The sequence below is a fragment of the [Pseudomonas] carboxydohydrogena genome (assembly GCF_029030725.1).
GTDB lineage: Bacteria > Pseudomonadota > Alphaproteobacteria > Rhizobiales > Xanthobacteraceae > Afipia > Afipia carboxydohydrogena.
The window spans coordinates 1233822-1254994 of the sequence record NZ_CP113162.1 but is presented as its reverse complement, the minus strand read 5'-3'; the positions used below and the strand labels follow the sequence as shown (position 1 = coordinate 1254994).

Sequence of the window (21173 nt, the reverse complement as noted above, 5' to 3'; positions counted from 1 at the left end):
TCTTCACCGAGGGATGACACGCATGACCCCTATCCGCTTGCTTGCCGTAACCTGTGCGGCCGCCTTGCTCGGCTTCTCCGCGCAGGCCATGGCACAAACCCTTCCGGTCGCCGTCGCCGGCCCCATGACGGGCGGCGAATCCGCCTTCGGGCGGCAACTGCGCAACGGCGCCGAACAGGCCGTCGCCGACATCAACGCATCTGGCGGCGTGCTGGGCAAGAAGCTCGCGCTGCAAATCGGCGACGATGCCTGCGATCCGAAGCAGGCCCGCTCGATCGCCGAGAAGATCGCAAACAATGGCTCGGTTTTCGTGGCCGGACATTATTGCTCGTCTTCCTCGATTCCGGCTTCGGAAGTTTATGCCGACGGTAACGTCCTTCAGATCAGCCCGGGTTCGACCAACCCGCTTCTGACCGAGCGTAAACTGTGGAACGTGTTTCGCGTTTGCGGACGGGACGACCAGCAGGGCAGCGCGGCGGCGGCGTATCTGCTGAAGCACTATCAAGGCAAGAACATCGCCATCCTCAATGACAAGACCACCTACGGCAAGGGCCTCGCGGATGAGACCAAGAAGGCGCTCAATGCAGGCGGCCTTCAGGAGAAGATGTTCGAATCCTACAACAAGGGCGACAAGGACTTTAACTCCATCGTGTCGCGCCTCAAGCGCGAGAACATCGACCTCGTCTATATCGGCGGCTACCATCAGGAAGCAGGATTGATCCTGCGCCAGATGCGCGATCAGGGCCTCAAGACCGTGATGATGGCGGGCGACGCCATGAACGACAAGGAATTCGCCTCCATCACCGGCCCGCTCGCGGCCGGCACGCTGTTCACCTTCGGCCCCGATCCGCGCAACCGTCCGGACGCGAAGGCCATCGTCGACAAGTTCAAGGCGAAGAATGTCGATCCGGAAGGCTACACGCTCTACACCTACGCGGCTTTCCAGGTCTGGTCGCAGGCCGCCGCCAAGGCCAACACCACCGACCCGCAGAAGGTCGCTACCGCCATCAAGGCCGGTGAATGGAATACGGTCATTGGTCCGTTGTCGTTCGACGCCAAGGGCGACATCAAGCAGACCGGTTACGTCGTCTATAAGTGGGACGACAAGGGCGGCTACGCCGAACTGCCAAACTGAACGCGCGGGCTCTCTCCTCCGGGAGAGAGCCTCACCCGATGCTTTGCAGCGCCGGGAAAGCCTCCAGCAGCCAGACCCCGATATTCGACACCGCGCCGGTGAGAAACGCGATGCCGACGAGCACCATCAGCCCGCCCATGACGCGCTCCACGGTCGGGAGATAGCGCCTCAGCCGCGCGAGTGCCGAGGACGAACGCTCGATCAGGAACGCCGCCAGCAGGAACGGAATTCCAAGCCCCGCCGAATACACCGCGAGCAGCAGCGCGCCCTTCTGAACCGTATTCTCGGACGCCGCGATCGACAGGATCGCGGCCAGCACCGGCCCGATGCAGGGCGTCCAGCCGAACGCGAAGGCAAGCCCCATCACATAGGCGCCCCATAACCCGATCGGCTTCGAGATCTGCACCCGCCCCTCGCGCATCAGAAAGCCGATGCGCGTCAGGCCGAGGAAGTGCAGCCCCATTATGATGATGACGATCCCGGCCGCGATCGACAGTTCAGCCGACCAGCGCCGCAGGGCCGAACCGATCACGCTCGCGCTGGCCCCAAGGCCGACGAAGACCGTGGAAAAACCCAGCACGAACAGAAGCGCGCACAGCAGCACCGCGCGGCGCGACGCCGCGGGCTTTTCCTCGCTCGCGACGTGCTCGACCGTGGCGCCCGTCAGGTACACGAGATAGGCCGGCACCAGAGGCAGCACGCAAGGCGACAGGAAGCTGACGAAACCCGCGAACAAGGCTGTCGGGATGGAGATGTTCTGAATCATGCGGCTAGTGTCCCGAATCCGAAGTTCGTCTCATCGTGCAGCACCTTCCGTCGCGAACTTCGGATTCGAAAAGACACTAGCAAACTTATGATTCTAGTGTGGTTTAGGTTCGAGAGGTTCGCTTGAGGAGCTCGCGGAGAAAACGAGCGAACCTCTCGAACCACCACACTAAATGCCTCTATCGCTCATCGAAGCGCAAGGCCTCACTTTTACGTGTGAGCGCCTCCGCGCGTGTAACGCGGGCGGATTGACCGCGTGCGATGGACGCGCTCATCTGGTGCCGGGAGGCGCCATGAAGAATCTTCTCACCGATATCGAAGGCATCAGGGTCGGCCACGCGCATGACGAGATTCTGGCGTCCGGCGCAACCGCGATCCTGTTCGACACGCCTGCGGTCGCCGCACTCGACATTCGCGGCGGTGGACCCGGCACGCGAGACAGCGCGCTGCTCGATCTTGCCAACACGGTGGAGAGGATCGACGGGCTGGCGCTCTCCGGCGGTTCGGCCTTCGGACTGGAGACCGGCGGCGGCGTGCAGGCCTGCCTTGCCGAACAGGGGCGCGGATTCGCCATCGGAGACGCGCGCGTGCCGATCGTGCCGGGCGCGGTGGTGTTCGATCTTTTGAACGGTGGCGACAAGGCATGGGGCCGCTTTTCGCCTTATCGCGATCTCGGCTTCGAGGCGGCAATGAGCGCCACGGGCGGTAGCTTCGCGCTGGGCAATGCGGGCGCGGGATATGGCGCGACCACCGCTAATTTCAAAGGCGGCCTTGGCTCCGCGTCGGCGACCACGCTTGGCGGCATCAATATCGCGGCGCTGGCCGTGGTCAACGCGGTCGGCACCGTCACCGTCGGCGACGGCCCCTGGTTCTGGTCCGCGCCTTTTGAGCAGAACGGCGAATTCGGCGGCCGTGGCCTGCCGCAGACCTTCACACCCGACATGCTCGCGCCTCGCCTGAAGGGCGCCGATCGCGCCAGCGCCGGCGAGAACACCACGCTCGTCGTCGTCGCAACCGACGCGGCGCTGACCAAGCCGCAAGCCCGGCGGCTTGCGATCCTCGCGCAGACCGGCTTTGCGCGCGCGATCTATCCAGCCCATGCGCCGCTCGACGGCGACATCGTGTTCGCCATATCGCTTGGGAATAAGCCGGTCGATCCCCTGTATGGCCTGACGCAACTCGGGATGGAGGCCGCCAACGTGGTTGCACGCGCCATCGCGCGCGGCGTTTACGAGGGACGCGCCCTGCCCTTTGCGGACGCGCTGCCCGCATGGCGAGATCGCCACGGCGCCTGATATCTGAATCATCGATACAACACTTCGCGATATTTTCTCTATATCATATATTTTATTTACATCTTAAATCGGAAGCCGTAAGAGACAACCCTTTTTGCGGAGTCGAACATGGCTTTTACCTTGCGAAGCATTTGCGCCGGGCGGCGGCTCTATATTGCCGCCTCAATGGCAGGCATCGGCATCGGAGCCATCTCCGCTATCGCATTGACGAGGCTGCCGCCGCTCACAACCCACCGCATCACCGCGCCACTCAACAGTGCGGCAACCGCTCTCCCCGACCCGATCGGGAGTCTGCCTGATCTCCCCAAACTCCTGACGTCCAGACCACCTCAAAAATGGAGCATCCTTGGCGGCGCCCTGCTCGACAGCGGCTTGCCTGCACTCGCTGTGCCGGCTCTCGAACAGGCGGTCGCCGACGACCGGACCAACACGTCTCTGCGCGCGGCTCTTGGCGAGGCTCTGGCACTTTCCGATCATGGGAAAATCAGCGAGCGGGCGCGAATTGAGTTTGAGGACGTCCTGCAAGCAAACCCGAACGATCTCGTGGCCCGCTTCTATATGGCTCACTGGATGTTGCAGAACGGCAAGCCAAAACCCGCGCTCGTCAAGTTCGTCGGATTGATGCGCACTGTCGGAAACGATCCGCTGTGGTACGCGCGGCTGTGGCAAATCATGCCTGAAGCCGCCCAACAGGTCGGAGTCAGCCGATTAGCGCTTGAAGCCTTGTGCGTTGCCGGAATGTGAAACGAAAAAACATCGTGGCCCGAAATATTTTATCGGGAAGATCGTTAAAACATATATTTTAAATATTGCTTTGGAACAATAACAGTGACAGGGTGCGTTTCATCAAATTCGATTTGGGGATCGATCATGAAACATCCTTCCACATCTTCGGGGGCCTGACAGGAAGCGTCCGGCAGCCTTCCTCTCCCTGCCGGGCGCTTTCTGACGGTCTCGTCACAAAACACCTATTATAAATGTATCTTAAAGGCTCGCCATGACTGCCTACGGACGACGCTTGCCTATCGCTACCCTCCTCTCTGCCGTTATCGCCTCGGGGCTGACGATGCTTGTCTCCCCTGCCATCGCGGAAACCCGCCATTTCTCGATGACGATCGAGGACACCATCCTCACGCTGGTGGATAAGCAGACCTTCCACACATTCTCGTTCAACGGCCAGACTCCGGGACCGTTGATTCACGTCAAGGAAGGCGACGATCTCGTCATCGACGTCGAGAACCAGACCACGCTGCCGCACACGATCCATTGGCACGGCATGTTCCAGCGCGGAAGCTGGAAGAACGACGGCGTTCCGGATACGACACAACCCGCGATCGCGCCCGGCGAAACCTTCACCTATCGCTTCAAGGCCGAACCTTCCGGCACGATGTGGTACCACTGCCACGTCAACGTGAACGAGCATGTCGCGATGCGCGGCATGTGGGGACCTCTGATCGTCGATCCGAAAGACCCGCCCGCGGTCGAGAAGGAAGTCACCAAAGACTACATCATGATGTTCTCGAGCTGGGTCTCCCAGTGGGCGAACAAGCCCGGCCAGGGCGGCATTCCCGGCGACGAACCTGACTTCTTCACCGTCAACGGCAAGGCATTTCCCGACACCCAGCCGCTGCGCATCAAGCAAGGCGACGTCATCCGGATTCGCCTGATCGGCGCGGGAGACGAACTGCACTCGATCCACATCCATGGGCATGACTTCGAAGTCTATGCCAAGGACGGACGGCCGCTCGCCAACCCCTATCTCGCCGACACCATCCTGTTCGGCCCCGGCGAGCGCTACGACCTGATTCTTCGCGCCGACAATCCCGGCATCTGGATGGTTCACGATCACATCGATCGCCACACCGTGAACGGCAAGTCGCCGATGGGCGGCATGATGACCACCATCGAATACGAGGAAATCCCGGTGAAGGAGCAGTCCTTCTACACCTGGAAGAACAAGCAATTCGTGCCCGACTTCTACTACGAGGAATCGCTGAAGAAGCCGCTCGGCATGTACGAAAGCTCCGCGTTCAAGGGAGTGCCGGCACCCTAGTGCCGAATGAGGAAAACCAAGATGAAATACAAACTGCCTTTGGCAAGCGCGGTGCTGACCGTGGCTCTGCTCAGCGGGGCTCATGCCGCCGACAAGCTCGACGCCAGTTGCGCCTCATGCCACGCTCTCACCAAGCCGACAGATACGTCCCTCGAACGGCTGATGTCCCGCAAGGGGCCCGACCTCTGGTACGCCGGCAGCAAATTCAATGCCGACTGGCTGGTGGCCTGGTTGCAGGATCCCAAGCCGATCCGCCCGGCGGGCTATCCCTATTTCAAGACGATCATGGAAGGGCCTGAGCACGATGTGCCGGACCCATCCAAAATCACTCCGCACCCCAAGCTCACGAAGGCCGCCGCGGAAAGTGCCGCTGCCGCGCTGATGACGTTGAAAGCGCCGGACCTCGTGCCCGCGGGCACCTTCAAGGGCGACACCGGCGGCGCGCGCATGGGCGCGCTTGCCTTCACCAAATTGCGTGGCTGCGTCACCTGTCATCAAGGCGAAAACGGGCAAGGCGGTTTTTCGGGACCTGAACTCACCGATGCCGGCGCGCGGCTGCAACCTGACTTCATCGCTGCCTACACCATCGATCCGCAGAAATTCGATCCGCACATCTGGATGCCGACTCTCAGCCTGAAGGATCAGGACATCCAGCGGATCACCGCATACCTGTCGATACAAGGCCGGGGAGACAAGAAATGAGCAGCTTCGCGAAACATCCGGCTCCCACGTCACGGCCATGGAAAAGCCTCGTGCTTGTTCCCGCGCTTGCCGCCGCCGCCCTGCTTCTCACCCCGGAGACCGGCCGCGCCGATCCGCCGATCGATCAGGTCTACAACGTCTATTGCGCACAGTGCCACGGCCTCAAGCGCAACGGCACCGGCGTCAACCTCCCCGGCCTCTCGGTTCGTCCGCGCGACCACACCGACAGCAAGGGCATGGGCGATACGCCTGACGAGGAGCTGTTCAAGGCGATCAAGGAAGGCGGCCTCGCGGTCAACAAGTCCGTGTTGATGCCGAGCTGGGGCGCGGTCCTGTCGGACAAGCAGATCACCGAAATGGTGAAGTACCTCAGAACGGTCTGCCATTGCGGCAAGTGATCTTGCACGCAACGACAAAAACGGAATCAGTTTTATAAAGGAGCATACGATGAACAGAACTTTGCGGGCCGCGCTGATGGCAGGCGGCGTGGTGGCGATAGCGGCTTGCGCGAGTGCTATCACCAGCGATGCCGAGGCCAAGATCGTCAAGGTCAACCTCACGGCCAAGGAGACCATGGTGCCGATCGACAATGAGGGCCACAAGGCGATCGGCTGGACCTATGACGGCCAGATTCCCGGCCCCGTGGTCCGCGCTACCGAAGGCGATACCATCGAGTTCACGCTGACCAACGATCCGGGTAACAAGAACTCGCACTCCATCGACTTCCATGCCGCGCGTGCGGATGTTCTCACCGAGTTCGCGCCGATCAAGCCCGGCGAGACCAAGACGTTCACCTTCACGGCCGACAACCCCGGAGCGTTCTTCTACCATTGCGGCGCCGATCCGATGATTCAGCATATCGCGCGCGGCATGATCGGCGCGATCATCATCGATCCGAAAGATCCGAACGCGATGCCAAAGGCCGATCGCGAATATATCCTGGTCGAGCACCAGACCTTCGACAATCCGGAAGACGTCAAGGGCATGATGGCCAACAACTGGCAGCACGACGCGTTCAACGCCGTCCCCTTCCAGTACGACCCGGTGCATGACGTCAACGCCACGCAAACGCTCGAAGCAAAGCCGGGCGAGCGCGTGCGCGTCTACCTCATCAACGCGGGCCCGAACGAATTCTCCGGCTTTCATCCGATCGCGGGCATCTGGGATCGCGTCTACCCGTCAGGCAATCCGAAGAACGTGCTGGTCGGAATGCAGAACTTCACCGTGGCTCCCGGCGATGCCGCGACCTTCGACATCATCTCCCCGAAGGAAGGCGCCTATGCCCTCGTGAACCACTCGATGCGCGCCGCCCTTTCCGGCTCCATTGCGGTGATCATGTTCAGTAACAAGGCCGATCCTTCGATGGGCCATGGCGACAAGATCCTTCCGAGAATGTAACTGCGTCCCCGGAAGGATCATGGCCCGGCGAGATCTCCGACCCTCCCGCCGGGCCTCTTATTTTGAGCTTTCCGTTTTGAACTTCGCAGCATCCGGCGCGTTATCTCTCCGAGAGGAGAGCGCCATGCCTTCGACCGCCATCCGCCGCATCATGTACGACCCGATCGATCGGGATTTGTGGGTTACGTTCGTGTCCGGCCGTGAGTACGTTTATTTCGACGTTCCGCCGGAGAAATTCTCCGCATTCAGCCATGCCGAATCACGCGGCGGATTTTTCAACCGTGAAATCCGCGATCGCTACGCCTACCGCGAAGTCACCGCCTTGCATCGTCAGGCGAGTTAACAAAACGGGTTCCCGATACAAGCGCGGCAGGTGGTAACGATCTGACGTCAAATCTGAACGGCCTACACTTCTTCCCGTAGAATTTAAGGTTAGCTTTCTGTTTCGATTGGCGAGGCTCCCTCATCTCTCCACGGTGCGTTGCGTGTGCAGACCGCGCACATCAACAGTGGAGCAAACGTCATGAAGAATATCCTGATCCTCGCCGCCACCGCAGTCGCTCTCGCGACAACGCCGAGCTTCGCCAAGGGTGGAGGCATCGGCATCGGCGCAAACGTGCTGACCGGCAAAGGCGGCGTCCTGGGCCTGCTGAACGGGCGCAGCGCGCTCGTCGTCAATACCTCCGTCACCACCGGCAAGGGTGGCGTGCTCGGGGCCGTGCTTGGCCGCGGCGGCATCCTCGGCGGTGGCCATGGCGGGGGCTGCGGCTGCGGTTACTGAGCGCGAGCCTGCGATAACGCGGATGGGAATTTCCCATCCGCACTCATATTTTCCGGTTTTGAGTTTTCTCTTTTTCCACCTCCTTTACGAGCGGCGAGAATTTCTTCGTGATCGACGATGACAGGATCAGCGCATCGGCCTTATCCCCGGAAATCAGAATGCCTCGCGCATAGGTCAGGTCGAGCCCCAGCGCATAATCATTGCCCAGATCGTAGGAGCCGCCGAACGCAACCGTTGCGGTCTGCGCATTAAATGGGGAATCGAGATAGCGTGTCGTCGCATACCCGGCTGCCACGCTCAGCGTGAGTTGTGACATGGCCGCCCATGACAGCTTGCCGGTATAGGCTGCATCGATGGTGATCGGCGAAATCGGGAACGTGGTCTCGTTGGCGCGCTTCCATGCGGTCAGATCCAGCGTCAACGCATCGCGGCGCCAATGCAGATGACCTTCATAAAGCAAGGTCTTCACATTGCTGAAATCGGGATCGTGCCAGGTGCCGCGCAACTGCGACAGCGATCCGGTGACGCTGAAATCCTTGTCGGCATATTTGGCGAAGACGAAAGGCTGAATGCGCTCGTTGTCGCGGCGATAGCCGAACACGTCGAACTCACGCGCATAGCGCCGCACCGACAAATTGACCGAGGTCCCGATCTCGAACTTGCCGCTGACATAGGCCACGCCGGGAATGAGCGTGCCGCGCAGATACTGCTCCGCTTCGGGCAAGAAATCCTGAAAGATGGCGTTGGTCTGGTTCAGGCTCGAACGCGCGCCCTCGCCCGTCGCGAACAGCTTGAATGAACCGACTTTCGCTTCGCCCTTGACGGACTGGACAAGGTCGGACGAACGCAGGTTATAGGTACTGACATCGGAAATCGTCGTCACCGAACTGATGTTCAGATCGTCGTTCCCGAGCATTCCGCGGATGATGACCTTGCCGCTCAGGCCGGGCGTCGCCTGCGGATTGGCGTATTGGGTCTGGCTCGCTTCCGCCGCAATCCCAAGACTCGTATCGCCATCCTTGCGTGCTGCCGCCATCGAGGCATCGGTTCCGACGAAGGCCGAGCCGCCGATACCGTTGCCGGTGGAGAATTGCGGATTGGAATCGAAGCCGCCACGCAGACGCAGCGAGGCGACGAATTCATCGCCTGCCCATGCGGGATGAAGCGCCGCGATCCCCAGACTCCCGCACAACAACGCTTTCCGCAACATCACGCCCCACCACGCGAACACCATGGGCATTACGCGGCGGCATCGTTAGCGAGACATGAAAATCGCCCGATGTCACGTATTGCTACGTAAGCATCGGGCGCACTGGTACCGCGTGTGTGTGCGTACGGGGTGGTGAGCTAGACGCGTATTCTACGCGCTAGACTTTGACAGACGAACTCGCCGCATTGGAGACCGCCTGAGACTGCGACTGGATCAGTTTCTCGATCAGATTGTAGGACGAAGCCGCGCTGGATGAGCCGGCACTCGAAGCCACACTGGTCGAAGTGACCTTCGAGCCGTCGGAATAGGTCAGCGTCGTGGTGACAGAACCATCGGAATTGGTCGTGGTGCTCGTCGTGGCCCCGTCGACCGATTGCGACAAGGCATCGGCAAGGCCTCCTCCTCCGCCGCCGCCGCCATGTCCGCCATGGGCGTGATGACTGCCACCGGACTTCCTGGTTTGCAGCGCGCTGGCCAATTCATTCATGCTGACGGAGCCGTCGCCATCGGTGTCGAGCTTGGCGAACACATTATCGGCCGCCGCGACATTGGTGCCGCCCGCACCGAGCTGCTGCTCGAATTCCGATTTGGAGATCGAACCGTCGCCATTGACGTCGATCTGCGAAAACAGATCCTTCATCGCGTCCGAGGACGACGTCGAGGCATTTGTCGCCGAGGGCGATTGCGCCGCCAGCAGCGCGTTCCACGTATCAGGCGACAAGGCTCCGCTCTGCCCCCAATTCGAGGCGGCCGAGGATGTCGCCGATGCCGACGTGCTGGATGAAATGCTGAAAGGATTTGAATTCTGGGTGACCCCGGTCGTCGTCTTTGCGGACGATGATTTCGACGACGTCAGCGACGACAACAGATCGAGCGCCGTGGATGCGGCACCTGCCAAAGCCAGATACATGGCCATACTCCCTCCGCCGCGCATGCGCGGCCCTACAGGAGTTCCAGCAATTGTCGTGCCGGACCAAAATGCCCGGAAAATCGATATTTTTGGACAAGACGGCGCGGCTTGATCCGGCAAAAGCTGCCGTCGAGGGGCAGAAAATGCCGTGCAGACCGGCCTTTAGGGGTCATTCCCGTTTTGCACCGGAGCTTGAGGCATGATAGCGAAACGCCATCCGCCACGGATGAATTAAAGCCCAGCCATGTCCCAGCCGTCCGCTCACCGCCCGCTGATTATCGCGCCATCGGTTCTCGCCTCCGACTATGCCCGGCTGGGTGAGGAAGTCCGCGCCGTCGATACCGCCGGGGCCGACTGGCTGCACTTGGACGTGATGGACGGCCATTTCGTGCCGAACATTTCCTACGGGCCGGACGTCATCAAGGCGATGCGCCCGCACAGCAACAAGATCTTCGACGCGCATCTGATGATCGCGCCCTGCGACCCTTATCTTGAGGCATTCGCCAAGGCGGGCTGCGACCACATCACCGTCCACGCCGAGGCAGGTCCCCATCTGCACCGCTCGCTGCAAGCGATTCGCGCGCTCGGCAAAAAGGCCGGTGTCGCGCTCAATCCGGCGACGCCCGCAAACGTCATCGAATATGTGCTCGACCTCATCGACATCGTGCTGGTGATGTCGGTCAATCCGGGATTCGGCGGCCAGTCATTCATTCCCGCCGTGCTGGAGAAGATCACTACCATCCGCGCGATGTGCGCAGGCCGCCCGATCGATATCGAGGTTGATGGCGGCGTGACTGCGGACAATGCAGCGCAGATCGCCGCCGCTGGCGCGAATGCGTTCGTCGCAGGCTCCTCGGTGTTCCGTGGCGGCACGTTCGAACATTACAAGGCCAACATTTCGGCGATCCGCTTCGCCGCCGCCACCGCGCGCGGCGAAGCGATCTGATCGAAGCCGGGACAATCCGGCGCGATACAGGCACGACAGAAGACGATAGGACGTTTCGATGATTCCACGCTATTCCCGCCCCGAAATGACCTCCATCTGGGAGCCCCAGACCCGTTTCCAGATCTGGTTCGAGATCGAGGCCCATGCCGCAGACGCGCTGGCTGAGATCGGCACGATCCCGAAGGAGGCGGCGAAGAAGGTCTGGGAAAAAGCCAGGGGCGTGACCTTCAATGTGGATCGCATCGACGAGATCGAGCGCGAGACCAAGCACGACGTCATCGCCTTCCTCACCCATCTGGCGGAAATCGTCGGCCCCGAAGCGCGCTTCGTGCATCAGGGCATGACCTCGTCGGACGTCCTCGACACCTGCCTGAATGTCCAGCTTGCGCGCGCCGCCGATCTTTTGATCGCCGATATCGACCGCGTGCTTGCGGCGCTGAAAACGCGCGCGTTCGAACACAAGCTCACGCCGGTGATCGGCCGCTCGCACGGCATCCATGCCGAACCGGTCACCTTCGGCCTCAAGCTCGCTTACGCCTACGCCGAGTTCGACCGCAACCGCGCCCGCCTCGTCGCCGCGCGCAAGGAAATCGCGACCTGCGCCATCTCCGGCGCGGTCGGCACCTTCGCGCAGATCGATCCACGCGTGGAGGCCCACGTCGCCAAGGCGATGGGGCTGACTGTCGAGCCAATCTCGACGCAGGTGATTCCGCGCGACCGCCACGCAATGTTCTTCGCGACTCTCGGCGTCATCGCCGCATCGATGGAACGTCTCGCCATCGAAATCCGTCACATGCAGCGCACCGAAGTGCTGGAGGCCGAGGAATTCTTCTCGCAAGGGCAGAAGGGCTCCTCCGCGATGCCGCACAAGCGCAACCCGGTGCTGACCGAAAACCTCACCGGCCTGTCGCGCATGGTCCGTGCCTACGTCACGCCCGCGCTGGAGAATGTCGTGCTCTGGCACGAGCGTGACATCTCGCACTCCTCCGCTGAACGGATGATGGGCCCCGACGCCACCGTGACGCTGGACTTCGGGCTCAACCGCCTCGCGGGGGTGATCGAGAAGCTGCTCGTTTACCCTGAGAACATGCAGAAGAACCTCGACCGCCTCGGCGGCCTCGTCCACTCGCAGCGGCTGCTGCTGGCGCTCACCCAAAAGGGCGCCTCACGCGAAGACGCCTACAAGCTCGTACAGCGCAACGCGATGCCGGTCTGGCGCGGCGAAGGCGACTTCCAGTCACTTCTGAAAAAGGATGAGGACGTTAAAAAGTACTTGTCCGACAAGGAGATCGAGGAGCAATTTGATCTCGCCTATCACTTTAAGCACGTCGATACGATCTTCAGCCGGGTGTTCGGAAAAGCCTGAACGGGATAGCCACGCGCAGACACGACGCCGGATCGCTTACTGCGCCCTGCCGTCAATCATCCGCTCCAGCACGCCATCCTTCCTGATGAAGCGATGGTAGAACGCAGCGAGCACATGCAGCGCAATCAGCGCCAGCAACACATAGGCCGCATAGATGTGCCAGTGCTCGTAAAAGCCCGAGGCAGCCCGGTTCTCGACCGTAAACTGCGGCACCCGGAACAGGCCGAAGAAATCAGCATAGTCCGGCTTGTGCGCGCCTGAATGCGCCCAGCCCAGCGTCACCACCACGAGGGTCAGCACATAAAGCGCTCCCTGGTTGAGGCGCGCGAACATTCCTTCCCAGGCTTGCGTGCCGGCGGGCAGCGCCGGGGTCGGATTGAGGACTTTCCAGATCAGCCGCAGCGCCGTGAACAGCAGCACGAGATAGCCGATGTCGGCATGGATCGAACGATAGAAAAAACGGTCCGCCCGCGCCGGAAAATTGTTCATCCACCAGCCATAGGCAATCATGCCGATGATGACGATGCCGAGCCCCCAATGAAACGCCCGCGCCACCGCGCCCCAGGATCGTGTCGTGTTCAGCATATCGTCCGCCACCGGTTAAACCGACGAGAAGCCATAGAAGAACGGCAGCAACAAGCGGGCTGCCAAGTAACGGCTTGGAATCACTCTAAATAAGAGTATAGCGTTATCCCGCGCAGGGTGAAGCCATCAGCCTGTGCAACTCATTCCTAACCAACGGCCAGCTATATTCTTTTCGTGTCGAGATCGCCCGCCATCCTCGTATTCGATTCCGGCCTTGGCGGCCTGACGGTGCTGCGCGAAATCACCACGGCCCGCCCCGACGCCGCCTACACCTATGTCGCCGACGACGCCTTCTTCCCCTACGGCCGACATGAGGAAAGCGCGATTATCACGCGCGTCGTGCCGCTGATCGGCGACCTGATCGAGCATCACACCCCCGATCTCGTCGTCATCGCCTGCAACACCGCCTCGACGCTGGTGATGGATCATCTGCGCAAGGCCTATTCCGTTCCCTTCGTCGGCACAGTGCCCGCGATCAAACCCGCCTGCGCCTCCTCGAAGACGAAGCGTGTCTCCGTGCTCGGCACGCGCGGCACGGTGAAGCGCGAGTACACCAGAAAGCTGATCGCCGATTTCGCGCACGATTGCGAGGTGACGCTCGTCGGCGCGGGAAACCTCGCCACATTGGCCGAGGCCGCCTTGCGCGGCGAGAGCGTGAGCGACGACGCCATCCTCGCCGAGATTTCGCCCTGCTTCATCGAGGGCTCTCCGCGCACCGACACCGTGGTACTGGCCTGCACTCATTATCCGCTGCTGCTGGAGCAGATTCGCCGGATCGCACCCTGGCCAGTGGACTGGATCGACCCCGCCCCCGCCATCGCGCGGCGCGTCGAAAGCCTGCTCAAGAAATTCGAAAGCGAGAATATTCCAGCGCCCGCGAAATTTTTATTCACATCGGGCAAGCCTCCCTCGTCCGTGCTGACGAAGGCGCTACAACCGTTCTTCGGCGCACAGGCGCTGGATCACGCCTAAGTTCTTTTGCTTCCTTTCATCGCGCTGCTAGCCTTCGTGCATCTGCCCCGAGAGAGGGCAGCATGAGGGAGAGTGTCCATGTTGAAGGGTACGATACTTTGTTGTTCGATCGCGCTGGCCGGCATGAGCATGGCCAATGCCCAGACAGCCATGACGCCGGCTCCGGCGGCCTCAGCCATCAAACGCACGCCGTTGCAGGATGTCGATTTTCCGGCTGGTTACCACGTCGTCGAGGCGATCGCGGAAATTGCCGCGGGAACCGCGAGCGCAGGCCGCCACACCCATCCCGGCTTTGACGTCAGCTATGTGCTGGAGGGGGAAGGCACGCTCATCGTCGACGGCAAGCCGGATCAGGCGCTGAAACCCGGCGTCGTCATCCAGGTGCCTCCCAATGTCCCCCATGACGTCAAGGTAGCTCCCGGCAAGCCCTTAAAATTGCTCGGAATTTACATTGTCGAGAAGGGCAAGCCGGTCGCCTCCCCGGCTCCCCTGAAGTAAAATCGAGGGCTGGATTTTCGACGCCGCCAAGGCCTCAAACATTTGACTTGGCGGCGCTTTTTCCTTAAGAACACCCCTGCTCGCGGGCCGTTTCGGCCCGCGTTGTGTTTCGCGACCCGTGGTTTTCCCTGTCATGCTTATGGGGACGGCCTGTCGGTATCCGGGATATCCCGGTTACACAGGAGGGCGCGTTTCCTCAAAACTCAAACTTTAAAGAGGACGCGATGACTAAGCGCAGTGAGGCGAAGTATAAAATCGATCGCCGTATGGGCCAGAACATCTGGGGCCGCCCGAAGAGCCCCGTCAACAAGCGCGAATACGGCCCCGGCCAGCATGGCCAGCGCCGCAAGGGCAAGCTCTCCGACTTCGGTACGCAGCTCCGCGCCAAGCAGAAGCTCAAGGGCTATTACGCCAACATTTCCGAGCGTCAGTTCTACGCCGTGTATGTCGAGGCGACCCGTCTCAAGGGCGACTCGGGCGAGAACCTGATCGGCCTCCTGGAGCGCCGCCTCGATGCGGTGGTCTATCGCGCCAAGTTCGTGCCGACGATGTTCGCCGCACGCCAGTTCATCAACCACGGCCACATCAAGGTGAACGGCCAGCGCGTCAACATTTCGAGCTACAAGGTCAAGGTCGGCGACGTGATCGAGGTGAAGGACGCCTCCAAGCAGCTCGCCACCGTGCTGGAAGCCAACCAGCTCGCCGAGCGCGACGTGCCGGACTTCATCGAAGTCGATCACGGCAAGCAGACCGCGAAATTCACGCGCGTTCCGAACCTGTCGGAAGTCCCCTTCCCGGTTCAGATGGAGCCGCACCTCATCATCGAATTCTATTCGCGCTAATTCACGCGCGAGACTGCAAAATCAAAAGGCCGCCTCATCGGGCGGCCTTTTTCTTGGCGTCCATTTACTTTACTTCCATGCGCCGTTCGTTTCCGGCGCGAAGGGCGACTAACCCGCCGCCTGGCGCACCGAGACGCCCTTGTCGGAAAACATCTTCTGCAATTCGCCGTTCTGGAACATCTCGCGGACGATATCGCAGCCGCCGACGAATTCACCCTTCACGTAAAGCTGGGGGATGGTCGGCCAGTTGGAATATTCCTTGATGCCGTTGCGCAGATCGGTCGAGTCGAGAACGTTCAGGCCCTTGTAGGGGACGCCGACGTGATCGAGGATCTGGACGACCTGTCCTGAAAACCCGCATTGCGGAAACTGCGGCGTGCCCTTCATGAACAGCACGACATCGTTCGACTTCACTTCACTTTCGATAAATTGCTCGATGCTCATCGTCATATCCCTTGGCGCGGGTCCAGCCTCCGATGTCAGGATCACGGGCAGGCTGCCGCCTCGCCTATATATGTAGCCAGAATCGCACGTCCATCCAACGAAATCGCACCCAAAAAGCGGGTTTTATACGGTCAGAACAGCGCATTTTCGCCAAATCACGCCGAAGTGTGCCGCGCCGGATAACAATCGCCTAGCGTGGGCGTAGATAAATTCATTCCGGAACATAACTGGCAAGGCACTGTTTCTTCCCCAAAACCGGAGATTTTCGTGACAAACCGAGCTTTCGTCGCCTCCGGCGAGTCCGTTGCGCCGGCGTTTCCCGAAACTTCCCTCTCCCGCACGCTTTCTAGTGCCTACCGCACGGTTCGCGGTGAAACCGAGCGGCGTGCAGCGCCGCTGTCCGCCGAGGACCAACTCGTCCAGTCGATGCCGGACGCGAGCCCGTCGAAATGGCACCGCGCCCATACCACATGGTTCTTCGAGCAATTCGTGCTCGGCCAGCATATGCCGGGCTACAAGGTCTTTCATCCCGACTACGCCTTTTTATTCAATTCGTATTACGTGAGCGCAGGGCCGCGCCACGCCCGCGCGCAACGCGGCCATCTGACGAGGCCGGGTGCGGAGGCCGTCACCGCCTATCGGCAATATGTCGATGCGCAGATGCTCGCCTTCCTCGAAAGCGCCAGCGCGGAGAAGTTGCGCGAGATCGCCCCGCTGATGGAGGTCGGTTTCAACCACGAGCAGCAGCATCAGGAGTTGATGCACACCGACATTCTCCACGCCTTCGCGCAAAATCCGATTCCTCCGGTCTATGATGAGAACTGGTCGCTTCCCGCCTCCCATCGCGGCGATGAGCCATGGTTCATGCTCAACGAAGGCATCCACACCATCGGCCATCAGGGCGACAGCTTCCATTTCGACAATGAAAAACCGCCGCACCGGGTTCTGGTCGGCCCGGTGAAGATCGCGCACCATCTCATCACCAACAGGGAATGGCTCGCCTTCATCAATGACGGCGGCTACCGCACCGCGACGCTGTGGCTGATGGATGGCTTCGCGGCTGTCGAACGCGAGGAATGGCAAGCACCCGGTCACTGGCGCAAAATCGATGGTGAGTGGCACATCATGACGCTCGCCGGGCTGAAGCCTATCGATCCCGACGCGCCGGTGTGCCACGTCAGCTACTACGAGGCCGACGCTTTCGCGCGCTGGAGCGGCAAGCACCTGCCGACCGAAATGGAATGGGAAGTCGCGGCGCGCGCCGGGCAACTCAACGACGCCCACGGCATCGTCTGGCAGTGGACCCGCTCGTCCTACGCGCCCTATCCCGGCTATCGCGCCATCGAAGGCGCGCTCGGCGAATACAACGGCAAATTCATGGTCAACCAGTACGTGCTGCGCGGTTCCTCGGTCGCAACCCCGGAAGGTCATGCGCGCGTGAGCTACCGCAACTTCTTCTATCCGCATCATCGCTGGCAATTCACCGGATTGCGGCTCGCGGATTATGTCACCTGAGCGCAACGCGCTTCACATTCAGATCTGCAAACGGAGTCACGCATGAATATTCATGTATCCGCGCGAGCTGAGCGTCGCGAACCCAGTTCTGTCGATCCGGCGTTCGCGCGGGATGCGGTTTCCGGGCTAAGCCAATACCCCAAGACAATTTCGCCGAAATATTTCTACGACAAGATCGGATCGCATCTGTTCGAGCGGATCACGCTGCTGCCGGAATATTATCCGACACGAACGGAGCTGCGCATTCTGCGCGAGCACGGGGCGGACATCGCGGATTCGATTCCTGAAAATGCGGCACTCGTGGAATTCGGAGCGGGTGCCACGACCAAGGTCCGACTGCTGCTGGAAACTTGCGAGTTCGGCGCTTACGTGCCGGTGGACATTTCGGGCGACTTCCTCGCGGAGCAAGCCAGGATACTCCGCGCGGATCATCCGCAACTCAAGGTCCATCCCGTCGCTGCCGATTTCACCACGGCCTTCCCGCTTCCCCACGAAATCCGGAACATGCCGAAGGTCGGATTTTTTCCCGGCTCGACCATCGGCAATTTCGACCCGGCGGATGCCGAAGCCTTCCTGCGCAACGCGCGCGGGATCCTCGGCCATGGTGCCGCGATGATCATCGGCGTCGATCTTGAAAAAGACGAGGACACCCTGCACGCCGCCTATAACGACGCGACCGGCGTAACCGCGAAATTCAACCTCAACGTACTGGAACGAATGAACCGCGAATTAGGTGCAAATTTCGATCCGGCGACTTTCGATCATCGCGCGCTCTACAATCACCACCTGCACCGCATCGAGATGCATCTGATCAGTCGGAAAGCGCACGCCGTCCGCATGCTGGGGCGCACTTTTTCGTTTGGGACCGACGAAAGCATCCACACCGAGTCGAGTTACAAATACAGCATCGCGCGCTTTCAGGAACTGGCGCGCCGTGCAGGATGGATGCCCGACAAGGTGTGGACCGACGCGCGGGACATGTTCTCGGTCCACGCGTTGCGCGCGGGTTAGGCTTCGGCGCGGTCCGCCCCACCGAGCGAGGCCGCTTCCCATGCCCCCACAACGATCAGGACGATGGCGACCAGTCCCGCCAATGCAAGTGGCGTGAGATACGGCGCGACGGCGAACAGAAGCACCAGCAGCGTTAGTCCGACCAGATGCGACAGTTGATAGATGCCGCGAATGACGTGCTTGAACAAAAGTGTGCCGAGGAGGAACAGCAGCGGCCCGCCGATGATGCTGAGCGATGCCTTCGCATCCATGTGCCCCTGCGGATGCGCCAGCAGTATTTCATCCCCGACCGCCGACACCACAATACCGAGCACGATCGGCAGATGCAGATAGGTGTAGGCGATGCGCGCGAACCGGCCGCTTTCCTCGGAATGGGTGATCTGCTTCGCGCCCGCCTCGACGCCGAGATGGAAATAGACCCACCACATCGCAATGCTGCCGATCAGACTGACCAGAAAAGCGGCGATCGTCACCGCCGACCATGAAATCTCGGAGAACGTCGCGCCCGTCACCACGATGGACTCACCGAGCGCTATGATGATGAATGACGCGCAGCGCTCCGCCATGTGGCCGCCTTCGACATCCCAATCCTGAAAAGACGAGGCTCCAAGTCCGGGCGTGCGAAACCTCATCGCCGGGCCTGCATATTCGATCGCCAGCGCCACGCTCCACAGCACCGGGCGCAGCGCGCCCTCGACAAGACCACCCGCGATCCAGAATACACCGCTACAGGCGAGCCAACTCGCGATGCGCCACAGGTTCATCCGCATCGCGGTTTCCGACGCAGGCACGGCCAGCGCCGAATACACCGTGCGGCCAACCTGCATGGCGACGAAGGCGAGCGCAAAGGCAAGTCCCCGGCTCTCGAACGCTTTCGGTATCGAGGTCGAGAGCAACAACCCCGCGATCATCATCGCGAACAGCATCAGCCGGGTCGGCGTGCGTTCGGGGTCGAGCCAGTTGGTGATCCAGGAGGTGTAGATCCACACCCACCACACCGCAAAAAACAGAATCAGAACCTGCAAGATGCCGAGCGGGGTGAAATGCGCGAGCAGCGTGTGCGAGATCTGGGTGATCGCGAACACGAAAACGAGGTCGAAGAACAGTTCGACATAGGTGACGCGATGATGCCCGTGCGGGTTTTTCTGCCGCAGAAAAGAGCGCGCCGCGTTCATGCCCGCGCCTCCGTTCTCAGCACGCTACTCCGGCACGCCGGTTTGCAGCGCCAGCGCATGCAGCACGCCGCCCATCTGGCCTTTCAGCGACTGATAGACGATCTGATGCTGCTGAACGCGAGACTTGCCGCGAAATGATTCCGAAATCACGGTTGCAGCGTAGTGATCGCCGTCGCCGGCGAGGTCGCGGATCGTGACTGTGGCATCGGGAATCGCCGCCTTGATCATGGTTTCGATGTCCCGCGCGTCCATAGGCATTCCAGAGTCTCCTCTCCAGCCCGCAGGCTGATGTCATACCAGATATGCCCGATTCTAGCGCCAACAAGCTATCCCGTCACGCGAGCAATTGCCGCAAACCGCCTCTGGTCCACCGCTCCGACCCCGCCAAATGGCCGCTTGAGAATTGCCGGGAACTTGCCGCGCTGCTATCGGAGGCCATGTCCGGACGAAACATCGCCCTCGATCGCACCCGCACCGCCCTGACGGTGCTGGTCGTCATTCATCACGCGGTCATCCCCTATACTTATTACGGGCACGCCGACGCGCAAACCTGGCTCGGCTTCGATGGCATTGTGCTTGCCAACGACAGCTTCTTCATGGCGGCGTTCTTCTTTCTGTCCGGCCTGTTCGTCTGGCCTAGCCTGCGCCGCAAATCGACAAGCCAGTTTCTGGGTGACCGCGCGCTGCGGCTGGCGCTGCCTTTCGCCGTGGCGGCGCTGGTGCTGATGCCGCTTGCCTATTACGCGCTCGAATTGCGCCGCCCCGATCACCTCGGCTTCGGTGCGTTCTGGTGGAAGACCGTCACCGTCGGGCCCTGGCCGAGCGGGCCGGTCTGGTTCGTCTGGGTGCTGCTGATGTTCGACGTGCTGGCTGCGACGATCTACCGGATCGCGCCAGATAGCCCCGCTCCCATCAACCGCCTGTCGCTTTCAGGATATGCGCGGCCGCTGGTATTTTTCATCGCCTTTGCCCTTGTGACGACGCTGGCCTACGTGCCGATGCGGCTGCATTTCGGCGTCAGCAAATGGTTCGAGTTCGGGCCGCTATCGGTGCAGGCGAGCCGCGTCCTGCTCTATGCGGCCTGTTTCATGTTCGGCGCAGGCATCGGCTACGCCCACCCCGAACGCGGCCTGCTCGGCGAAGGCAACGCTCTGACGCGGCAATGGGGCCGCTGGGCGCTGGCGGCGCTCGCCATCTACGGCGTGATCGTGGCGCTGGTGTATTACCGGCGCGGCATCCTTCCCGACCCCAACATACTGCCGCAATGGTGGGAGGTCGCCTATGCGGTCGCGTTTCCGCTGTTCAGCGCCGCGATGACCTTCGCGGTGCTGGCGTGGTTCATGCGCCGGGAGAATTCCCGTGCGCCGATGCTCGACGCCATGCAGTCGTCGGCCTACGGCATTTTCCTGATCCACTACGTCCCGGTGCTATGGATACAGCACTGGCTGCTCGGCCAGGACCTCTCCGCCTTCGGTAAGGCGGGACTATCGCTCGTCTTCGGACTTGGCGTGAGCTGGCTCGCGACGCTGGCGCTGCGCCGCCTGCCCGGCGCGAAGCGGGTGCTGTAGGC

General features: G+C 61.2%; 24 protein-coding genes. 17 read left to right on the top strand and 7 right to left on the bottom strand.

Translation table 11 applies throughout. The annotated features are described in order from the left end of the window. Positions 1–22 precede the first annotated feature (22 nt). Positions 23–1135, top strand: coding sequence for a branched-chain amino acid ABC transporter substrate-binding protein (locus tag AFIC_RS06090; protein WP_275248253.1), 1113 nt, complete (start codon positions 23–25; stop codon positions 1133–1135). 31 nt (positions 1136–1166) lie between these two features. On the opposite strand, the gene AFIC_RS06085 is transcribed toward AFIC_RS06090, so the two are convergent. Next, positions 1167–1901 carry a cytochrome c biogenesis CcdA family protein gene (locus AFIC_RS06085; protein ID WP_275248252.1) on the bottom strand — a complete coding sequence of 245 codons (735 nt, stop codon included), beginning with the start codon at positions 1899–1901 and terminating at the stop codon, positions 1167–1169. Positions 1902–2193: 292 nt separating this feature from the next. Here AFIC_RS06085 and AFIC_RS06080 point away from each other — a divergent pair, with 292 nt between their 5' ends. From AFIC_RS06080 to AFIC_RS06045, 8 genes are all read left to right on the top strand, one after another. Further along, entirely contained in the window at positions 2194–3195 is a 1002-nt protein-coding gene (locus tag AFIC_RS06080) for a P1 family peptidase (RefSeq protein ID WP_275248251.1), read from the top strand. A 108-nt stretch (positions 3196–3303) separates the two neighbouring features. Beyond that, positions 3304–3939 carry a tetratricopeptide repeat protein gene (locus AFIC_RS06075; RefSeq protein ID WP_275248250.1) on the top strand — a complete coding sequence of 212 codons (636 nt, stop codon included), beginning with the start codon at positions 3304–3306 and terminating at the stop codon, positions 3937–3939. Positions 3940–4192: 253 nt separating this feature from the next. After that, positions 4193–5248: a multicopper oxidase domain-containing protein gene (locus AFIC_RS06070; protein WP_338063152.1), complete on the top strand. Its 1056-nt coding sequence runs from the start codon at positions 4193–4195 to the stop codon at positions 5246–5248. Positions 5249–5269: 21 nt separating this feature from the next. After that, the gene (locus AFIC_RS06065) at positions 5270–5950 is read left to right on the top strand and encodes a c-type cytochrome (RefSeq protein ID WP_275248248.1); all 681 of its coding nucleotides are present in this window, start codon (positions 5270–5272) and stop codon (positions 5948–5950) included. Continuing rightward, on the top strand, positions 5947–6348 hold the full coding sequence (locus tag AFIC_RS06060; RefSeq protein WP_275248247.1) for a c-type cytochrome: 402 nt from the start codon (positions 5947–5949) through the stop codon (positions 6346–6348). Before AFIC_RS06065 ends, AFIC_RS06060 begins: the two co-directional genes overlap by 4 nt. A 49-nt stretch (positions 6349–6397) precedes the next feature. After that, positions 6398–7348 carry a multicopper oxidase domain-containing protein gene (locus tag AFIC_RS06055; RefSeq protein WP_275248246.1) on the top strand — a complete coding sequence of 317 codons (951 nt, stop codon included), beginning with the start codon at positions 6398–6400 and terminating at the stop codon, positions 7346–7348. Between the two features lie 124 nt (positions 7349–7472). After that, a complete protein-coding gene (locus tag AFIC_RS06050) occupies positions 7473–7691 on the top strand; it encodes a KTSC domain-containing protein (protein WP_275248245.1) in 219 nt (72 codons plus the stop codon). 180 nt (positions 7692–7871) lie between these two features. Then, the gene (locus tag AFIC_RS06045; protein ID WP_275248244.1) at positions 7872–8129 is read left to right on the top strand and encodes a hypothetical protein; all 258 of its coding nucleotides are present in this window, start codon (positions 7872–7874) and stop codon (positions 8127–8129) included. A gap of 43 nt (positions 8130–8172) precedes the next feature. On the opposite strand, the gene AFIC_RS06040 is transcribed toward AFIC_RS06045, so the two are convergent. Continuing rightward, a complete protein-coding gene (locus tag AFIC_RS06040; RefSeq protein ID WP_275248654.1) occupies positions 8173–9339 on the bottom strand; it encodes an outer membrane beta-barrel protein in 1167 nt (388 codons plus the stop codon). Positions 9340–9496: 157 nt separating this feature from the next. After that, entirely contained in the window at positions 9497–10249 is a 753-nt protein-coding gene (locus tag AFIC_RS06035) for an EF-hand domain-containing protein (RefSeq protein ID WP_275248243.1), read from the bottom strand. A 244-nt stretch (positions 10250–10493) separates the two neighbouring features. On the opposite strand from AFIC_RS06035, the gene rpe reads away from it, so the two are divergent. Together rpe and purB are read left to right on the top strand one after the other, a co-directional pair. After that, a complete protein-coding gene (rpe, locus tag AFIC_RS06030) occupies positions 10494–11195 on the top strand; it encodes a ribulose-phosphate 3-epimerase (RefSeq protein WP_275248242.1) in 702 nt (233 codons plus the stop codon). 58 nt (positions 11196–11253) lie between these two features. Then, positions 11254–12561 (top strand): adenylosuccinate lyase, encoded by a 1308-nt coding sequence (purB, locus tag AFIC_RS06025; RefSeq protein WP_275248241.1) that lies wholly within the window; start codon positions 11254–11256, stop codon positions 12559–12561. A gap of 36 nt (positions 12562–12597) precedes the next feature. On the opposite strand, the gene AFIC_RS06020 is transcribed toward purB, so the two are convergent. Next, positions 12598–13146 carry a cytochrome b gene (locus AFIC_RS06020; protein ID WP_275248240.1) on the bottom strand — a complete coding sequence of 183 codons (549 nt, stop codon included), beginning with the start codon at positions 13144–13146 and terminating at the stop codon, positions 12598–12600. 174 nt (positions 13147–13320) lie between these two features. Here AFIC_RS06020 and murI point away from each other — a divergent pair, with 174 nt between their 5' ends. From murI to rpsD, 3 genes are all read left to right on the top strand, one after another. After that, complete coding sequence (gene murI / locus AFIC_RS06015) at positions 13321–14118, top strand: glutamate racemase (RefSeq protein WP_275248239.1); 798 nt, start codon at positions 13321–13323, stop codon at positions 14116–14118. A 78-nt stretch (positions 14119–14196) separates the two neighbouring features. Continuing rightward, entirely contained in the window at positions 14197–14616 is a 420-nt protein-coding gene (locus AFIC_RS06010) for a cupin domain-containing protein (protein ID WP_275248238.1), read from the top strand. Positions 14617–14840: 224 nt separating this feature from the next. Next, entirely contained in the window at positions 14841–15458 is a 618-nt protein-coding gene (gene rpsD / locus AFIC_RS06005; RefSeq protein ID WP_275248237.1) for a 30S ribosomal protein S4, read from the top strand. Between the two features lie 108 nt (positions 15459–15566). Here rpsD and grxD read toward each other — a convergent pair whose 3' ends face one another. After that, complete coding sequence (gene grxD / locus AFIC_RS06000; RefSeq protein WP_082157021.1) at positions 15567–15902, bottom strand: Grx4 family monothiol glutaredoxin; 336 nt, start codon at positions 15900–15902, stop codon at positions 15567–15569. A gap of 267 nt (positions 15903–16169) precedes the next feature. On the opposite strand from grxD, the gene egtB reads away from it, so the two are divergent. Both egtB and egtD read left to right on the top strand, forming a co-directional pair. Further along, positions 16170–17417, top strand: a complete 1248-nt coding sequence (gene egtB, locus AFIC_RS05995) for an ergothioneine biosynthesis protein EgtB (RefSeq protein WP_275248236.1) — start codon at positions 16170–16172, stop codon at positions 17415–17417. A 42-nt stretch (positions 17418–17459) separates the two neighbouring features. Continuing rightward, positions 17460–18428: an L-histidine N(alpha)-methyltransferase gene (egtD, locus tag AFIC_RS05990; RefSeq protein WP_275248235.1), complete on the top strand. Its 969-nt coding sequence runs from the start codon at positions 17460–17462 to the stop codon at positions 18426–18428. Here egtD and AFIC_RS05985 read toward each other — a convergent pair. Together AFIC_RS05985 and AFIC_RS05980 are read right to left on the bottom strand one after the other, a co-directional pair. Beyond that, the gene (locus tag AFIC_RS05985; protein ID WP_275248234.1) at positions 18425–19603 is read right to left on the bottom strand and encodes a low temperature requirement protein A; all 1179 of its coding nucleotides are present in this window, start codon (positions 19601–19603) and stop codon (positions 18425–18427) included. The genes egtD and AFIC_RS05985 overlap by 4 nt on opposite strands. Before the next feature lie 24 nt (positions 19604–19627). Further along, entirely contained in the window at positions 19628–19861 is a 234-nt protein-coding gene (locus tag AFIC_RS05980) for a BolA family protein (protein WP_002715225.1), read from the bottom strand. A gap of 179 nt (positions 19862–20040) precedes the next feature. Here AFIC_RS05980 and AFIC_RS05975 point away from each other — a divergent pair, with 179 nt between their 5' ends. After that, positions 20041–21171, top strand: coding sequence for an acyltransferase family protein (locus tag AFIC_RS05975; RefSeq protein WP_275248233.1), 1131 nt, complete (start codon positions 20041–20043; stop codon positions 21169–21171). The last annotated feature ends 2 nt before the right edge of the window (positions 21172–21173 follow it).

Coding starts and splice junctions, on each gene's coding strand:
- AFIC_RS06090 (WP_275248253.1), top strand. CDS start 23: ATGACCCCTATCCGCTTGCTTGCCGTAACCTGTGCGGCCGCCTTGCTC.
- AFIC_RS06085 (WP_275248252.1), bottom strand. CDS start 1,901: ATGATTCAGAACATCTCCATCCCGACAGCCTTGTTCGCGGGTTTCGTC.
- AFIC_RS06080 (WP_275248251.1), top strand. CDS start 2,194: ATGAAGAATCTTCTCACCGATATCGAAGGCATCAGGGTCGGCCACGCG.
- AFIC_RS06075 (WP_275248250.1), top strand. CDS start 3,304: ATGGCTTTTACCTTGCGAAGCATTTGCGCCGGGCGGCGGCTCTATATT.
- AFIC_RS06070 (WP_338063152.1), top strand. CDS start 4,193: ATGACTGCCTACGGACGACGCTTGCCTATCGCTACCCTCCTCTCTGCC.
- AFIC_RS06065 (WP_275248248.1), top strand. CDS start 5,270: ATGAAATACAAACTGCCTTTGGCAAGCGCGGTGCTGACCGTGGCTCTG.
- AFIC_RS06060 (WP_275248247.1), top strand. CDS start 5,947: ATGAGCAGCTTCGCGAAACATCCGGCTCCCACGTCACGGCCATGGAAA.
- AFIC_RS06055 (WP_275248246.1), top strand. CDS start 6,398: ATGAACAGAACTTTGCGGGCCGCGCTGATGGCAGGCGGCGTGGTGGCG.
- AFIC_RS06050 (WP_275248245.1), top strand. CDS start 7,473: ATGCCTTCGACCGCCATCCGCCGCATCATGTACGACCCGATCGATCGG.
- AFIC_RS06045 (WP_275248244.1), top strand. CDS start 7,872: ATGAAGAATATCCTGATCCTCGCCGCCACCGCAGTCGCTCTCGCGACA.
- AFIC_RS06040 (WP_275248654.1), bottom strand. CDS start 9,339: ATGTTGCGGAAAGCGTTGTTGTGCGGGAGTCTGGGGATCGCGGCGCTT.
- AFIC_RS06035 (WP_275248243.1), bottom strand. CDS start 10,249: ATGTATCTGGCTTTGGCAGGTGCCGCATCCACGGCGCTCGATCTGTTG.
- rpe (WP_275248242.1), top strand. CDS start 10,494: ATGTCCCAGCCGTCCGCTCACCGCCCGCTGATTATCGCGCCATCGGTT.
- purB (WP_275248241.1), top strand. CDS start 11,254: ATGATTCCACGCTATTCCCGCCCCGAAATGACCTCCATCTGGGAGCCC.
- AFIC_RS06020 (WP_275248240.1), bottom strand. CDS start 13,146: ATGCTGAACACGACACGATCCTGGGGCGCGGTGGCGCGGGCGTTTCAT.
- AFIC_RS06010 (WP_275248238.1), top strand. CDS start 14,197: ATGTTGAAGGGTACGATACTTTGTTGTTCGATCGCGCTGGCCGGCATG.
- rpsD (WP_275248237.1), top strand. CDS start 14,841: ATGACTAAGCGCAGTGAGGCGAAGTATAAAATCGATCGCCGTATGGGC.
- grxD (WP_082157021.1), bottom strand. CDS start 15,902: ATGAGCATCGAGCAATTTATCGAAAGTGAAGTGAAGTCGAACGATGTC.
- egtD (WP_275248235.1), top strand. CDS start 17,460: ATGAATATTCATGTATCCGCGCGAGCTGAGCGTCGCGAACCCAGTTCT.
- AFIC_RS05985 (WP_275248234.1), bottom strand. CDS start 19,603: ATGAACGCGGCGCGCTCTTTTCTGCGGCAGAAAAACCCGCACGGGCAT.
- AFIC_RS05980 (WP_002715225.1), bottom strand. CDS start 19,861: ATGCCTATGGACGCGCGGGACATCGAAACCATGATCAAGGCGGCGATT.
- AFIC_RS05975 (WP_275248233.1), top strand. CDS start 20,041: ATGTCCGGACGAAACATCGCCCTCGATCGCACCCGCACCGCCCTGACG.